This window comes from Ruegeria sp. BI12, from assembly GCF_056537985.1.
In genome coordinates this window covers 758,942-773,834 of the sequence record NZ_JBQFSL010000002.1, presented here as the reverse complement: position 1 = coordinate 773,834, position 14,893 = coordinate 758,942, and the positions used below count along the sequence as shown (strand labels likewise).

Annotated in this window: 12 protein-coding genes and 1 pseudogene; 7 read left to right on the top strand and 6 right to left on the bottom strand. The window is 52.5% G+C overall.

The annotated features are described in order from the left end of the window. Positions 1-10: 10 nt before the first annotated feature. The gene (locus tag ACR0AK_RS16725) at positions 11-934 is read right to left on the bottom strand and encodes an SDR family NAD(P)-dependent oxidoreductase (RefSeq protein WP_170560219.1); all 924 of its coding nucleotides are present in this window, start codon (positions 932-934) and stop codon (positions 11-13) included. Between the two features lie 111 nt (positions 935-1,045). On the opposite strand from ACR0AK_RS16725, the gene ACR0AK_RS16720 reads away from it, so the two are divergent. After that, entirely contained in the window at positions 1,046-1,966 is a 921-nt protein-coding gene (locus ACR0AK_RS16720; protein WP_170560217.1) for a LysR family transcriptional regulator, read from the top strand. Positions 1,967-2,536: 570 nt separating this feature from the next. On the opposite strand, the gene sstT is transcribed toward ACR0AK_RS16720, so the two are convergent. From sstT to ACR0AK_RS16695, 5 genes are all read right to left on the bottom strand, one after another. Continuing rightward, complete coding sequence (gene sstT / locus ACR0AK_RS16715; RefSeq protein WP_480794172.1) at positions 2,537-3,766, bottom strand: serine/threonine transporter SstT; 1,230 nt, start codon at positions 3,764-3,766, stop codon at positions 2,537-2,539. A gap of 524 nt (positions 3,767-4,290) precedes the next feature. Then, positions 4,291-5,400: an HlyD family secretion protein gene (locus ACR0AK_RS16710; protein WP_480794171.1), complete on the bottom strand. Its 1,110-nt coding sequence runs from the start codon at positions 5,398-5,400 to the stop codon at positions 4,291-4,293. Positions 5,401-5,785: 385 nt separating this feature from the next. Beyond that, on the bottom strand, positions 5,786-6,766 hold the full coding sequence (locus ACR0AK_RS16705) for a CobW family GTP-binding protein (protein ID WP_480794170.1): 981 nt from the start codon (positions 6,764-6,766) through the stop codon (positions 5,786-5,788). A gap of 14 nt (positions 6,767-6,780) precedes the next feature. Further along, positions 6,781-8,247, bottom strand: coding sequence for a guanitoxin biosynthesis MBL fold metallo-hydrolase GntH (gene gntH / locus ACR0AK_RS16700; RefSeq protein ID WP_480794169.1), 1,467 nt, complete (start codon positions 8,245-8,247; stop codon positions 6,781-6,783). 25 nt (positions 8,248-8,272) lie between these two features. Further along, entirely contained in the window at positions 8,273-8,491 is a 219-nt protein-coding gene (locus ACR0AK_RS16695; RefSeq protein WP_480794168.1) for a hypothetical protein, read from the bottom strand. Positions 8,492-8,584: 93 nt separating this feature from the next. On the opposite strand from ACR0AK_RS16695, the gene ACR0AK_RS16690 reads away from it, so the two are divergent. The 6 genes and pseudogenes from ACR0AK_RS16690 (at position 8,585) to ACR0AK_RS16665 (ending at position 14,626) form a co-directional block, all read left to right on the top strand. After that, on the top strand, positions 8,585-9,934 hold the full coding sequence (locus ACR0AK_RS16690) for a hypothetical protein (RefSeq protein WP_480794167.1): 1,350 nt from the start codon (positions 8,585-8,587) through the stop codon (positions 9,932-9,934). A 301-nt stretch (positions 9,935-10,235) separates the two neighbouring features. Continuing rightward, positions 10,236-10,613 (top strand): annotated as a pseudogene (locus tag ACR0AK_RS16685) (deoxyribodipyrimidine photo-lyase); the annotation flags it as partial. A 60-nt stretch (positions 10,614-10,673) separates the two neighbouring features. Further along, on the top strand, positions 10,674-11,750 hold the full coding sequence (locus ACR0AK_RS16680; protein WP_480794529.1) for an FAD-binding domain-containing protein: 1,077 nt from the start codon (positions 10,674-10,676) through the stop codon (positions 11,748-11,750). Then, a complete protein-coding gene (locus ACR0AK_RS16675; RefSeq protein WP_480794166.1) occupies positions 11,747-11,884 on the top strand; it encodes a DUF2256 domain-containing protein in 138 nt (45 codons plus the stop codon). The genes ACR0AK_RS16680 and ACR0AK_RS16675 overlap by 4 nt, the downstream gene beginning before the upstream one ends. After that, positions 11,881-13,113 (top strand): FAD-binding domain-containing protein, encoded by a 1,233-nt coding sequence (locus tag ACR0AK_RS16670; protein ID WP_480794165.1) that lies wholly within the window; start codon positions 11,881-11,883, stop codon positions 13,111-13,113. Before ACR0AK_RS16675 ends, ACR0AK_RS16670 begins: the two co-directional genes overlap by 4 nt. Before the next feature lie 19 nt (positions 13,114-13,132). After that, positions 13,133-14,626, top strand: coding sequence for a cryptochrome/photolyase family protein (locus ACR0AK_RS16665; protein ID WP_480794164.1), 1,494 nt, complete (start codon positions 13,133-13,135; stop codon positions 14,624-14,626). The last annotated feature ends 267 nt before the right edge of the window (positions 14,627-14,893 follow it).

Sequence of the window (14,893 nt, the reverse complement as noted above, 5' to 3'; positions counted from 1 at the left end):
CTCCTTTGATCTAGGCGAATTGGCGCAATGCCTGGTTTGCGTTGTCCTGAGTGGTGATGTCCGACACAGTCCCATCGATGCTCGCCTGATCCACGACCGGCCCGGTGGGATAACCGGTTTGGCTGGCATAGAAATGGCCGGTTTTGAACTCCGGGTTCAGTAACCCGTCCAGATACCGTTTCGCCCCGGTCTCAACGCTGTGCATCATCCCGAACAAAGGCATCAGAACGCCACCTAGATATTTGAAGACAATGCGTTTCATAAGCGGCAGGTCATCAAAGCCAGCCGTTCCGGCTGTGCCGCCCGGGCTCATGGTAACAAAGCGAACATGAGGGTGCTGGCGCGCCATCGCTCCCATCCAAAGGGTCGCGGTGAGCTTGGCATAGCCGTAGGTCTGCATCGGATCACCGTCGGGGCCAAATTTGCTGCCATCGGCGATTGATTTGAACTCGTCCACCGTCCCATCAGACAGGCCTGGGCGATTCATACCCATTTTGGGAATACCACGAGCCGCCTCGGACCCGGCATAGAGAATTGTAGACGTCACTAACTGGCGTTCTAACAATGCGTCGACCAGCACCACGTGGCCCAGAACATTCGTTGCGAAGATATTGGTCACGCCATCACTGGTGAGGCTGTTTGGTTGCCTCCCACCCGTGCCGCCTGCATTCAGGATTACCGCGTCGATCGGGGTGGAAAGTTTGGCTACGGCGGTGCGAACCGAAGCCGGGTCGGTCACGTCCATCAGCACTACTTCAAAGATCTTGCGTCCGGTCTCACGTTCCAGCGCTGACTTTGCGGCTTCCGCTTTAATTGGGTTACGGCAAGCCAGATAGACTTTGGATATACCGTTCTGAAGCGCAAGCTGCCGGGCTGCCTCGCGACCCAGTCCGGCATTTGCGCCGGTGATCAATACAGATTGTATTTGGTTCATCGGTTGTGGTCCTTGGGTTTGCGTTTGATTAGCCAAAGGTACTCCGACCGAAATTTGATCTGTAGATAGGTATTTCTGGACACCCTGCTTCAAAAATGAAACACAAGATGCATGTCGATCAAGGAAAGCCACTCTCTCAACTGGGATGACCTGAAGTATTTTCTTGCTGTTGCACGAACTGGGACATTGCGGGGTGGTGCCGATAGCATTCAGGTGAACCATACGACCCTGACCCGGAGGCTATCGGTTATGGAGGAACGCGTCGGAAGCCGCCTCTTTGATCGCTCAAAGCAAGGTTTGGCGCTGACCCAGCTTGGAGAAGACCTTATGCCTCACGCCGAACGTGTTGAGGCGGAAATGACAACTGCGTCTCGAATGATTGTCGGTCGTGATGCTCAACCTTCGGGCACAGTTTACATCACACTGCCCCATGGTCTGGCGATGACATCGTTGATGGAAGATTTTGCCACCTTCGCTGATCTCTACCCAGACATCATCCTGAACATGAATTTCACAAATGACGTTCGTGATTTGACACGACGGGAAGCGGACGTATCGCTCCGAGTTGCAAGTGAGGTGACGGACGATGTCGTGGGCCGGAAGCTCGTGCAGATGTCGCAGGCTGCCTATTGCACACGAGACTATGCTGAGCGGGTCACTGATAACGGTGGCGAGGGGCTGCACCTAATTGGTTGGCATGAGCCAGAAGAGGCGACCACAGCGGACTGGGTTAAGAACAGCTACTACCCCAAAGCAACGCTTAAACATCGTGTATCTGAACTTGTCCCACTGATCACGCTGACCGCGTCCGGGCTTGGCATGGCTTACCTTGCGTGCAATCTGGGAGACCGGCACCCGAACCTGATCCGAGCTCCGTTCCAGAAACCCATGCCCTACAGAAGCATCTGGTTACTGCTACACCGTGACTTGAAAAACACGGCCAGGGTCAGACTATTTGTGGATTTCTTGGCCGCGAGCGTCCAATCAAGGCGGAACGAATTCTGGGTCGCCGGAACAGAACTGCCTCAATAGAAGACATTCGCTGCAATTCGGTTCAGTCGCTGCTGGTTGTGCAAAATTGGCCGAAGTTAGGAACACATCCTAAACAACTCAATTTAGGTTCTTCTGACAAGACGTAGTAATCTAAGGTGGTACCCCACAAAGCTAAAACGATAGTTTTCGCAACTGTGAATTCGTAACGCGGTTCCATTTGGAAGGCCCACTATCACGTAGAACCCTATTCCCGATCCGGCGCGCAATTTCAGCTTGTCTCCGTCTTCAACGCCAAAAACCTCGTATTGCGCAAGAGATGCTGCCGTCGCGGATTGAGTTACGACAATAGCGCCTAGGAAAAATGTTACTAAGATTATGAAGATAATACGGCGCAAAACGTTTACTTGGCTGTATCCGCAACTGCAATCTTAGCCACTCTGATCATCAAGCGTAACTTCCTGACCAAAGTATGCGTGCGTCTAAACCGACTATTTAACAGAAATCTCTAAAGTAAGCCGCGATTAAGGTTGGGCTCGATACCAGTCTTGCGGACCAATCTGTCGTTCAACCGCCGACTAGTGCCAGCGGTTGAAGATTTGTACGCAGTGCCTAAGCGGTAAGCTGTGCGGCGGCCGACTTTCGTGGGTAGGGATCTCCTTGTTTATATGATCCCGCCGCGGTGAACAGAACATCGGTAGATGAGTTCAAACCGGTCTCGGCAGAGTCTTGCAACACGCCGATAATGAAGCCGATGCTCACCACTTGCATGGCCGTTGCATTGTCGATGCCAAACAAGCTGGCGGCCATTGGGATCAGCAACAGTGATCCTCCCGCTACGCCCGAAGCCCCGGTGGCAGCAATCGAGGCAATGATGCTCAGGAACACTGCCGAGATGAAATCAACCTGAATACCCAATGTATGGACGGTTGCCAGCGTCATGACAGTAATGGTTATCGCAGCGCCGGCCATGTTGATTGTAGCACCGATTGGAATTGTGACCGAGTAAGTCTCTTCATCCAAATCCATACGGCGGCAAAGTTCCATGTTCACAGGAATATTGGCCGCGGAACTGCGCATGAAGAAAGCGGTAATTCCCGACTCTTTAAGGCATGTGAAAACCAGCGGATATGGGTTCTTGCGGATGCGCAGGAACACGATCAGTGGGTTCACAACCAGCGCCATGAAAATCATGCAGCCAAGCAGCAACGCCAGAAGTTGGCCATAACTTGCAAGTGTTTCAAAGCCGGTCTCAGCAATCGTCGAAGCCACGATGCCGAAGATGCCAATTGGCGCTACCCGGATAATTGCTGCGACGATCTTGGTAATCGCGCCGTCCAGATCCGACATTAGGGTCTTGGTTGAGTCACTTGCGTGACGGAAAACAAGTCCCAGACCTACGGCCCAAGCTAGAATGCCGATGTAGTTGGCGGTTGCCAGAGCATTCACTGGATTATCCACGATTTTCAGCAAGATATTCTTGACCACCTCGGCAAGACCGTCGGGTGCATCCAAAAGCTCGGGTGTGCCGGTCAGATGCAAAGTGACCGGAAACATGTAGCTCGCTGCAACCGCAACCAGTGCAGCAGCGAAGGTTCCGATTATGTACAAAAGCACCACGGGGCCCATACGCGCCTCGCTGCCCTTTTTGTGGTTGGTGATCGCGGCGCAAACCAGGATCAGCACCAGAACGGGTGCAACGGCTTTCAATGCGTCGATGAAGAAGTCGCCAAGCAGGCCGACGGCTGACCCGGCAGCGGGCCAAACGATGGATAGCAGAACACCGGCGACCAGGCCGATGGTGATTTGGGTAACCAGGCTACCACGCAGAATAAAATTCATGGGGACCATCCTGTTTGAGTAGGGGCCATACGGGCGAAATTCACGCCCGCGGAGGCACGGTTGAAGTTTGAAGGCTGGTGGCTATTTGGAGGTCTTGGCGCAAAATTAAACGCCTCTAGGCGGCCTAGGTCTTTGTTGCGCTTCTCTGAAGTAGTTGTTTTTGCGATCAAAAGTGAATGATTTGCTGATGCATTACAAAGGCTTACCTAGCGTCAAGTTGCTCACACAATTCACTCAAATATAAATGTTTATTAATGAGTTTCCCAAATTGCTTGTACTCCAAATCGGCTTCTAACTTGCCCTTACGGTCAAATGGTGAGCCTGTAACTGGATTGGCAATGATGGTGTGATTAAGTCTCTTTTGGAACCGCGCAAACCCTTCGTTGACTGTCATAAGTCTTAGCAAGGAAAGCGCGCCGAAAACGTCCGTTTTGGGCTCGGAGTGGTCGTTAACCGCGCTTGGTGTAAGCGACCGCAATGCGGACGAATGCCGCCATTCGTTGCAGAATGGCACTCATTACCAGTCACAAATAATTCAGCTGTTTAGTTACCCAGAATAGGATTTCGGCAAGAACCCCGATTGCGCCTGCTTTTTCAGTCATTACCAATGCTGTTCCAGATGTACCAAAAGGTAGAGCTCCAAAATCGGAGCCGTCAGTTAACTCGATTAACACCGGAAAACTAGAAATACCGGCTAGCTCTCGTATTGAAGGAAGGCCTGAACGTAGATCCAGTGTCCCCTCGGCAGATCCGACCGGCAAAGCAACAATGATGCCGGAGAGCTCCGCGCCAGGCTGCGTACGCAGTGCCAACCTGATTTCGTCTCCGATATTCACATTTTGACGACTGGATTGCGGGAGGGAGGCCACAATGGCAAAATCCAATGGGTCAATAAAGGTTATCGCGCCTTGGAAAGTGGTGGCGCGGTTTCCGGGCCTTAGTGTGACAGCAGAAACAACGCCATTTCCGGGTGAATGAACCTCAGTCTCTTCAAGGCTCCATTTGGCTTGTTCCAACGCCATTTCAGCTTCGACAATTGCGGCGTCTCGACCATCAATAGTAGCAGAAATTCGACGCTCTAGTCCCTTCTTGCGCGCTTCAGCTGCTCGGATATTGGCGGTCAGTTGATCAATCGTTGCGACAGCTTCTTGAAGTTGAAAAGTTGTCGATGCGCCTCGTTCTTCTAATTGAATGATATCATCACGCCTTTGCTGCCCGAAGAGAAGCTGAGCATTCAAAGACTCGATTTCTGCCTCGGCTGCGGCGAGGTCAGTCACTAATTGGTCTGCCGAAGACTTAGCCGTTTCTAGAGAAGCCTCAAGGCGTGATACTTCAGAGGCAAATACATCTGGGTCAATTTTGAAGAGTAAATCGCCTTCGCTAACCGATTGATTGGCCTCAACAGCTACCTCGACAACTGTTCCCGATACGTTAGGTGCAATATTTGTCTCAATCCCTTGAACTGAAACTGGACCAGTGGGTGTCGTGTGATTGAGAGCTCCTATTACGACAAGAGCAATCACTGCTGCGCCAGCGTAGATAACCGTTTTCCAGAACCCGTTCCACGGGAGCCATTTAAGTTTAGAAAACACCAACCAAATCAAGCCGAAGTAAAGACTTAAGACGATGAGCATCAGTTAACCTCCGAAACAACGCCAGTTCGCTATCGCATTTACAAACGCCAAAGAACTCGAATTATAAGGCATAGACGTCTCGAAACATATTGTTTCCGTTCCAGCAGCCTTCTGTGAAACCGCCTCGTTCATGTAATTCTGAAAGTCCATTTCCAGCTCAGCCCACTTATTCCAGGAAATAGTTTTAGTGACCGCGATGCAAACAAGGTCGGCGTTTATTTTCGGTGCGATTTGTAGTTTCGCCGCTTCCTGAAGCTAAGCCCATCCAATAGGTTCGGTGCCATAAGTTGGGGAACGGTCCACTCACTTACCGTCCCCCGCCGAACTGGATGAAATTGTCCAGCACGGTTGACTTATAGCAAAGATACTTGATCGAATCTGGGGCTCAGACCGTCTCCATAAGCGTATCCGAAAGCACATCCTCGGAGAGCGCCCCCCGTGCACCTATTGCGACAAGCCTTGTTTCGGGTTTGCGGTCACCCCAAGCGCCATCACGTGCGATGTCCATACGTTTTCCAACGACCTGAACGAGAATGCGATGATCCGGATCCTCCTCACTAAAAACAAAACCCTTGAGGCGATACACATCGCCCGGAAGCTTTCGAATTGCGCTCCGGAGAGAAGATAAGCTGATCGGGCGTTCAGCTTTCATCATGGTTGTTGAGAAGCTGTCTGAGTGGTCAGAGGCGTGGCAACCACAATCCGGTCCATGTTCGTGATGATCGGGTATTTCTGTTTCGAGCTGTTCGGCGGCAAAGCGACCGACTGAAAGAAGTATATCCAGTGGGACGTCCGCATTGACAGCTTCGACCAAACGATAGCGACGGAAACGAGACCCGAGCCAATCGTGCACCCTTTGAACAGCAGCCCTGTCGACAAGATCGACCTTGTTCAAAATAACCATATCTGAAAACGCGATTTGACGTAGCTTCAGTTCCATTTGTTCTGGCGCAGCAAATAGCTGATCCGCATCGACCAGACACATAAGGCTGTCCAAGCGGATCATGTCCCGAAACTTCTGATCGGTAAATGTCATCGCAATTGACGACGGATCCGACACTCCACTTGCTTCAAGGACGATGTATTCCGGTTTCTCGGGCCGAGCGAGAACGGCTTCCACCGTTTCGATCAAGTCATCTCGTATCGAGCAGCAAACGCACCCATTCGCGAGGCTCATAACGTCATCTTCGAGGCCGACCACCAAGTCTGCATCGACGTTTATGGATCCAAAGTCATTTACAAGAACCGCAACCCGCAACCCGTGATTGCCTGTTAGGATCCGGTTCAAAAGTGTAGTCTTACCGGCTCCAAGAAAGCCGGTAAGGATCGTTACGGGGATCGCAGAAGTCGAACCAAATTCAATCATTGTTCGATCTCCTCTCAGTCTTCATCACGCGAGCCGATTACATCCGAAACTTTGATGGTAAAGTCCTGCGGCCAGTCCCCGCCGGGTGCTCGGAAAACGTCAGTTGGGTAGTATTCGCGTGGATCGATCTCCATATCTCGATACTTCTGGTCTTGCTGATCTGCTCGAGTGAGCCTCGGATTCGGTAATGTGATTTCATCCGGAAGCTCAATACGCCCGGCCTCTGCTGCCGCAGCCAGTTCGCGGAATGGTGGGACAGTGCCGGATTTTCCAGGCAGTGCAGCTTTCCTGTACCAGATCGCATCCTTGGTCACGTTAACAACGGCTACATCGAGACCCCATTGGAAAAGACCGTCGTAGTGGGCGCGAATACCAGCCAGCATTTCTGCATCGATGTCTTCGTCCTGGGTATAGTGTGTCACCATTCCCAAACGCGGCCTTGTGTCAGCAAAGAGCTTACCCACGGCATAGTGGGAGGTGTGATGCGTATCGATAGTGTAGTTAAAGAGATCCTGTGGGATACCGTATTTGTAGGTCATCAACTGACCAATATCCTGTCCCGACATTTCGGTTACAAAGACATCAACGCCTTCGCCGTATTTCCGTGAAAGCTCATCCGGGCGACCATCGCCGGTCCATACAAAGCTCAGCCCGTTCCAATCGAGCCGATAGCCAACCGCACCGTCCTTGGCATGGCTTCGAGGCCAAGACCGAACAGTCACGCCATCTTCGTCATAAACGATGCCGCCTTCCTGACGGAAATCAAACTCGTTGACTTCGATCTCGTAGCCGTCCCCAATCGGGAAAACATCAAAGGCCTCCAGATGCCACTTGAGCATCTGCTGCATGCCTTTGACCATTCCGGCTGTTCCAAGTTCGGGTGTTCGACCAGAGGGACCATGGATGCGTAGTGGCGTGTACCCGCCCGACCAAGCACGGAACGGATAAATATATGGAATGTCAGCGTAGTGGTCGACATGCAAATGAGAGATGAAGATGTCGTTGATCAGTTGCCCTGGCACTTGCATGGCAATGATGTTGCGGACACAACCAGATCCAAAATCGAAGAAGAAACGTTTTCCATTTCCCAATTCCACCATGATGCAAGTACCCGCCTGATCTTCGCGCGGCGGATATGGTGTTGAGCCACAGAATGAGATGCGCATCTCGTCTGGCCCCAATTCCTCACTCAGTGGAAAATAGTTCGCGTTTGAACCAGTCATGTATTTCGTAGGACGGAAGTACTCCGGCAAAGATATGCCGCCTGCGGGTCGACCACCATATGGGTTCTTGAGCGTCTCTCCTAGTGGGCCGTCTCCTTCGTGGGCCTCGGCACTTCCTGCCGCAAACCCAGCCGCTCCTGTTGCAGCCGCTCCGGTGGCCAAGCCCTTAAGAACACTCCGCCGCGACGGGTCTTCAATTTGATCTGACGCCTGAACCTGTTTGTCGTCCTGGTCTTTTCTATTGTCTTCCTTGGTCATGGATTGGTCCTCAGTTAGAAGTATCTCACAGGTTGCGCTTCAACATCCGGCGAAGCTCGTTGATGAGTTCAGATTTGATGTGGGCCCACTCGGCGCGCTCTGAGGCCGGGATCGATGCGTCTTTTGAAAACGCAGATGCTTTCTTCAGGTCTTCTATGACCTCGCCGAATAGCGCATCCGTTTCGATGCGCCTCGACAGCACATCGGAAAGTTCTGGAATTTCTTCAATCAAGTCCACCGTCACTGGAAAAATCCCGACATCCACTATCTATTCTCAAATCAAGATGAGTGCGGTTGACCGCAAAGGCCAAGTGAGTCACCGTGAGTTGGGGGTAAGTTGACATTGAACAAATCCAACGAATTGCCAATAAATCAAGATGTTGGACAACCTTCTCCGGAGCTCATCCGGGAAGCCCTGAGTCGAATTGTATCAAGCGACGGGTTTCAAGCTTCACCCCGACTCACGCAATTTCTAACCTACATAGTCGAGGAATCTCTATCTGGTCGAAGCACTCAGATTAGAGGCAAAGCTATCGCTGTTGAGGTCTATGGGCGGCGCATAGATGGTACTGGTGGTCAAAACCTGGTTCGCGTTGAGGCAAGGCGACTGCGTCGTCTTTTGCATCAGTTCTACGAAGATCACTGGGACGGCAGTGGCGTTCGCATTTTTGTTGACCCCGGCGGATACAAGCCGCGGTTTTCATACGAACCTACAAGTGAAGACCGCCTATCAAGTGAACTGCAGAGCGACAATCCAGTTGGCCGTTGGCGTTCGCGGCAACTGCTGCCTGCTGGACTGGGTGTTCTTGTATTAATCGCTGTGCTTGGCATCTGGATAAGCCAGGATAACAGAGAGGTTGTGCCAACAACTCGATCCATTGAACAAGCAGAACGTGTGGCGCTTGGTGAACAATCGTTGACAAGACTCCAGGCGGCCAACCTTGCGGATCAAGCCCGCGGCATGTTTTTCCCCGTTTTTGATGTCAAGCGTCAGCAAATAGCGCTGGGAATGTTCCAGCACGCTAGGGAACTCGACCCGGCTCTGTCCGACGGCTATGCCGGATCAGCGCAGGTCTTGGCGATCCTGGCGGTGTTGACGCCGGATGAAGCACAAAGGGATGATCTCTTCAATCAAGCCTCAGAAATGTCTGGAAAAGCGCTTGAATTGTCCCCGGCTGATGCGTGGGCAAACGGTGCAAATGGTTGGGTACTGGCCGTTAAAAACCAGCCAAACGAGGCATTGAAATACGCTAGAATATCCGTCGAACTGGCGCCGACGGATGGCCATATTCTCGACCTTGCAGGTATCACTGCTATCTTGGCGGATGCCCCGGAACTTGCTGCCGAGGTTAGCAACCCGGAGAGACCTAAATCAGGATCCGGTAGGTTTGGTGCGAGAAACATCTGGGGCGTGTCGCAACTTATGCTCGGGAACTACGAAAATGTTGTTGAAGCCTTTCAGGGAGCGCCAGCTGCCGGAGCGCCAGTCAGTGCTCCTTCGCTCTTATTCCAAGCCGTCGCGTACGATCAGTTGGGAAGTTCAGAAGAAGCACGACGGCTCGTTGCTGAAATGCGAAGAACATGGCCGGAGTTTCCGTCCGAGTTTCTCGCCGACAGGATTTTCCACAACGACGAAAATACACGGAATGTGATACTGGAGACACTGAGTAGGTATCGACCCGGGTAAAGTCCTCGTTAGCACCTCAAACCAGAGTTAAAGTTGCTTGCGTAGTCGAATTTCAGCGCGTTCCTAGTTGATACCACGGAAGTGTTGTCTGTTTCCAAATAATGGATCCGCTTTGGGCTCGGATCGGCCATTCAACGCGCCCGGTGTAAGCGCCTGCTATGCGGACTTTTTGCCAATGAGGTAAGGGTCGTCAACGGCTGCTCTGTGCGATGTGTGGCGCTGGTGAAAGGCGGGGACCGCTGATTGTAAATCCATTTTAGGGCAGCGCACGTATCTTAAATAAGAGCCGTTAGGAGATATCGTGCAAGTTGTTTGGTTCAAACGCGATTTGAGGGTGGAAGATCATCTGCCATTGTTGCATGCGTCGCGTGTTGGGCCAGTTCTGCCGCTCTATGTGGTTGAACCCGAGCTTTGGCAGCAGCCCGACGCCTCTGCGCGACAGTGGCGCTTTGTTGCAGAGACTCTCACTGAATTGCGCGCAAACCTAGGAAGACTTGGCCAACCTCTCGTAGTGCGCTTGGGAGAAATGACGTCGGTCTTGTCTGAATTGAGGAAACTTGACCAGATAGAGTGCCTTTGGTCGCACGAAGAGACAGGGAATGATTGGACTTTTCGTCGGGACCTTCGGGTTGCCGCATGGTGTAAGAAGCATGGTGTGCGACAGTTCGAAGTTCAAAATCATGGCGTGTTTCGCAGGCTCAAATCGCGCGATGGATGGGCGGAACGTTGGGATAGATTCATGCATCAGCCAATCTCGCCCCCTGTTGCGCTGGAACCGATTGAAGTAGAACCCGGTTTCATTCCAACTGAGCATGACCTCGGCTTGCGGGATGATTTGTGCGCGGCGCGACAAGTTGGTGGGCGGCGAGCAGGTTTAGAACGGCTAAACAGCTTTCTGACCCACCGCGGCGAACGCTATCAACGCGAAATGTCCAGTCCTTTAAAAGGGGCCATCGCGTGTTCGCGGCTCTCGCCCTATCTTGCTTGGGGCGCGCTTTCGATGCGCGAGGTGACGCAAGCGACAAAGAAGCAACAGCGGGCGTTGCCACCGCACGCAAAGGACTGGCACAAGTCCCTTCGATCTTTCTCTGGCCGATTGCATTGGCATTGCCACTTTATACAAAAGCTCGAGGATGAGCAGCGCATTGAGTTTGAGAATTTGCACCGGCTCAACGACGGGTTGCGGCCCCAAAAGCCAGACGCCGAGTTGTTGGCCGCATGGTCCAACGGCGAAACAGGCTATCCCTTTTTGGATGCTTGCATGCGATCATTGCACGCAACGGGGTGGCTTAACTTTCGGATGCGCGCAATGGTAATGGCCACGGCGAGTTATCATTTATGGCTTGATTGGCGGGCACCGGGTTTGCATTTGGCGCGCATGTTCACCGACTATGAACCGGGCATTCATTGGAACCAGGTACAGATGCAATCGGGAACCACCGGGATCAATTCCGTGCGTATCTATAATCCCGTCAAACAGGGCTATGATCAGGATCCTGAGGGCGTGTTCATTCGTACGTGGTTGCCGGAATTAGCGCATATCCCAGATCAGCATATCCACGAGCCCTGGACAGCAAGCAACGCGCAACAGATCATAGGAACCATCTATCCAGGGCGCGTTTTTGACCATCTCACAGCCGCGAAAACTGCCCGTGAACGTGTCTGGAGTATCCGGCGAAGCGCAGAGTTTCGCATTGAAGCACAAGCGATTTCTGCGAAACACGCAAGCCGAAAGCACAGACGGGTATCGCGCAAGAGTTCGCGTGGCGCGGAAAGTCAAACGCAGCTCAGTCTACCTTTTGGGGATCCGTCATGAAAATACGGAAGAAAGCCGACTTGCCGCAGAAAATCTGTCCTGCCTGTCAACGCCCTTTCACTTGGCGCAAGAAATGGGAAAAGGATTGGGATGAGGTGAAGTACTGCTCAAAAAAATGCAGGTCGGCCTCATGACTGAGATTTTTCCGGAACTAGCGGAAGCGGCCGAACCAATCGCTTTCAAACCCAGACGCGCCGATGGTCTAAAAAGGCTGCAGCAGTTCGCTGCACGCACCGGGCGGCATTATGTCCGGACACGCAACTATGACTTTGGCGCCGAACGACGCAGCAACGTCTCGGGCCTATCGCCTTGGCTAAGGCACCGCTTGATCACCGAGCAAGAGGTGCTTGAACGGGTTCTGGCCGCACACAGCGCCAGCGCATCAGAGAAGTTCGTCCAAGAAATTTTCTGGCGCACCTATTTCAAGGGTTGGCTGGAACAAAGGCCAAGCGTCTGGACTCAATACCAACGCGACCTCATCACCACGATTCAATCGCTCGAAAGTGATCCAGAGTTAAAGAGCCAGTTCAGAAGCGCGGTGACAGGCAATACTGGTATTGACTGTTTTGACCATTGGGCACGTGAACTGGTGACAAATGGCTATTTGCACAACCATGCACGCATGTGGTTCGCCTCAATTTGGATTTTCACGTTGCGCTTGCCGTGGCAGCTTGGTGCAGATTTCTTTCTGCGGCATCTAATGGATGGCGATCCCGCGTCGAACACGCTGAGCTGGCGCTGGGTTGGCGGTTTACACACCAAGGGCAGGATTTATCTGGCAAGACCGGACAACATCGCCAAATATACTGAAGGTCGGTTTCACCCCAAGGGTCTGACAATCTCCGCCGCGCCGCTGACAGAGCCGATAGAGCACCCGCACGTTCCTCTTTCATTGTCTCACATACGGTCGGATACTCCTTATCTTCTGCTCTTGACCGAGGAGGACCTATCTGGCGCTGCCCTTATGTCGTCTTCGCCCGCTCACGTGATCGGTCTTATGGCCACCCGTGGTCGTTCCCCAAATCCGATAGGAAACATCGCACGGGATTTTACAGCAGGCGCAATGAACGATGCTCTGGAACCCTTCGCGCAGATTGCGGAAACAGCCGAGGACTGGTCTGTCCCGCTGATCAAGGCGGCAAAGACTGCTGGTGTTTCGACCATTGCAACAGCTTATGCGCCTGTCGGCCCTGTACGATCCCGATTGGATCGCGCAGAACCTGTATTGAAAGGCGTCGGTATCACTATGCACCGGGTTGTTCGACAATATGATGCTGTTGCTTGGCCGCAGGCCAAAGCCGGATTTTTCGGTCTGAGAAAAAAGATCCCCTCAATTTTGAGCCAGATGAATCTGGCCGACTGACCAAATCACGCGAACCCCCATGTCTTCAGCCACCATTATTCTTCCAAACCAGCTTTTTGCCAAACACCCAGGTCTGGTCACTCGGCCCGATCATGTTGTGCTCTTTGAAGACCCGCTTTTCTTTGGTGATGCAATTTATCCAGCCACAATGCACAAGCAAAAGCTCTGGCTGCACCGGGCTTCTATGGCGCGGTATCGCGACGATCTGCTTGCGCAGGGATTCAAAGCGACGATCTGCAAATACGCGCCGAGGGCAGGGGCGTGCATGCGGTTGTTCGAGGACCTGCATCAGCGCGGCGTCAATCGAGTCGTCATGGCAGAACCGGTTGATTATATATGTGAAAAACGGCTGCATACGGCGGCGAAGAGCACCAACATCACGCTTGATCTTAAGCCTTCGCCTGGCTTTTTGAATACGCGGGCGGACAATCTTGCATGGTCGGCGGATCACAAACGTTGGTTCATGGCCGAGTTCTACAGAAGGCAGCGCCGCCGTTTGTCCATCTTAATGGATGGTGATCAACCACTTGGTGGCCAATGGAGCTTTGACGAAGACAACCGAAAGAAGGTACCCAAAGGGCAACTGGCCAGTTTGCCTTGGATCGACTGGCCCGCCCATGATGCGGTTGACGAAACCGCAAAGGCGCAAGTTCTGGCCGAGTTTCCGCACGCTTTGGGCGACCTGGACACGCTTTACTATCCGACATCACATAAAGCTGCGGCTGATTGGCTGGCACAGTTTCTGGAACGGCGTTTTGATCGCTTCGGCGACTACGAGGATGCCATTGTCGAAGGCGAAAACTGGCTTTGGCATGCCGTCCTTACGCCGGCTCTGAATATTGGGCTTTTGACGCCACTGCAAGTTTTGGACGGTGCTCTGGCGCACGCTGATCGAAAGGGCATTCCGCTAAACTCAGTCGAAGGGTTCATCCGACAGATCGTTGGCTGGCGCGAATTCATGCGCGCAACCTATGAAGACCTTGGCGTTCCGATGCGTACGACGAACCACTGGGGCCATACGCGCCCCATGCCTGACGCATTCTACCAAGGCACCACGGGAATTGATCCGCTGGATGATACGATCCAAAGAGTGCTTAAAACCGGATATTGTCACCACATTGAGCGGCTCATGGTTCTGGGTGGTTTTATGTTTTTGTGCGAGATCGATCCAGACGCCGTCTATCGCTGGTTTATGGAAATGTTCGTCGACAGTTACGATTGGGTGATGGTTCCCAACGCTTATGCAATGAGCCAGCACGCCGATGGCGGGCTGATTACAACAAAACCCTATTTTTCTGGATCAAATTACGTTCGCAAAATGAGCCATTGGGGCAAAGGGCCCTGGGCAGATGTATGGGATGGTCTTTATTGGCGTTTTATCTTGAAGCATGCCGATAGACTTTCCAGTAATCCGCGATGGGCCATGATGTGCCGTACAGCGCATCGTATGTCGCCAGAAGTCAAGCACAGGCATGTCGCGACGGCCGAAGCCTTTTTGCAACGGTTGGCGTGACCTCGGGATCTTTGGTAAGATTGGACCACGGTTGATGTCTCACCCAGAGCGCACCTTCAGTACAGGTTGAGCAAGCACCATGTCTGATCTGACTTAGTCGGGCTAAGTTCCTGGAAAATGTCAACTATCCACGCTTTGCAAGCCGACATAGACATAGAAATAGATTTTGACCGCTGCGTTCGTCGCTCAGGGCAAATAAACTTATTTTTCGCGGCAATCGTGAATCTCGCGTCAACTTTGACTGGTTTCAAGTTCCGAGGGGAATTT

What these genes read in the sequence shown, in the direction of transcription:
- ACR0AK_RS16725 (WP_170560219.1), bottom strand. Translation starts at nt 934, where the DNA reads ATGAACCAAATACAATCTGTATTGATCACCGGCGCAAATGCCGGACTG.
- ACR0AK_RS16720 (WP_170560217.1), top strand. Translation starts at nt 1,046, where the DNA reads ATGTCGATCAAGGAAAGCCACTCTCTCAACTGGGATGACCTGAAGTAT.
- sstT (WP_480794172.1), bottom strand. Translation starts at nt 3,766, where the DNA reads ATGAATTTTATTCTGCGTGGTAGCCTGGTTACCCAAATCACCATCGGC.
- ACR0AK_RS16710 (WP_480794171.1), bottom strand. Translation starts at nt 5,400, where the DNA reads ATGCTCATCGTCTTAAGTCTTTACTTCGGCTTGATTTGGTTGGTGTTT.
- ACR0AK_RS16705 (WP_480794170.1), bottom strand. Translation starts at nt 6,766, where the DNA reads ATGATTGAATTTGGTTCGACTTCTGCGATCCCCGTAACGATCCTTACC.
- gntH (WP_480794169.1), bottom strand. Translation starts at nt 8,247, where the DNA reads ATGACCAAGGAAGACAATAGAAAAGACCAGGACGACAAACAGGTTCAG.
- ACR0AK_RS16680 (WP_480794529.1), top strand. Translation starts at nt 10,674, where the DNA reads ATGCATCAGCCAATCTCGCCCCCTGTTGCGCTGGAACCGATTGAAGTA.
- ACR0AK_RS16675 (WP_480794166.1), top strand. Translation starts at nt 11,747, where the DNA reads ATGAAAATACGGAAGAAAGCCGACTTGCCGCAGAAAATCTGTCCTGCC.
- ACR0AK_RS16670 (WP_480794165.1), top strand. Translation starts at nt 11,881, where the DNA reads ATGACTGAGATTTTTCCGGAACTAGCGGAAGCGGCCGAACCAATCGCT.
- ACR0AK_RS16665 (WP_480794164.1), top strand. Translation starts at nt 13,133, where the DNA reads ATGTCTTCAGCCACCATTATTCTTCCAAACCAGCTTTTTGCCAAACAC.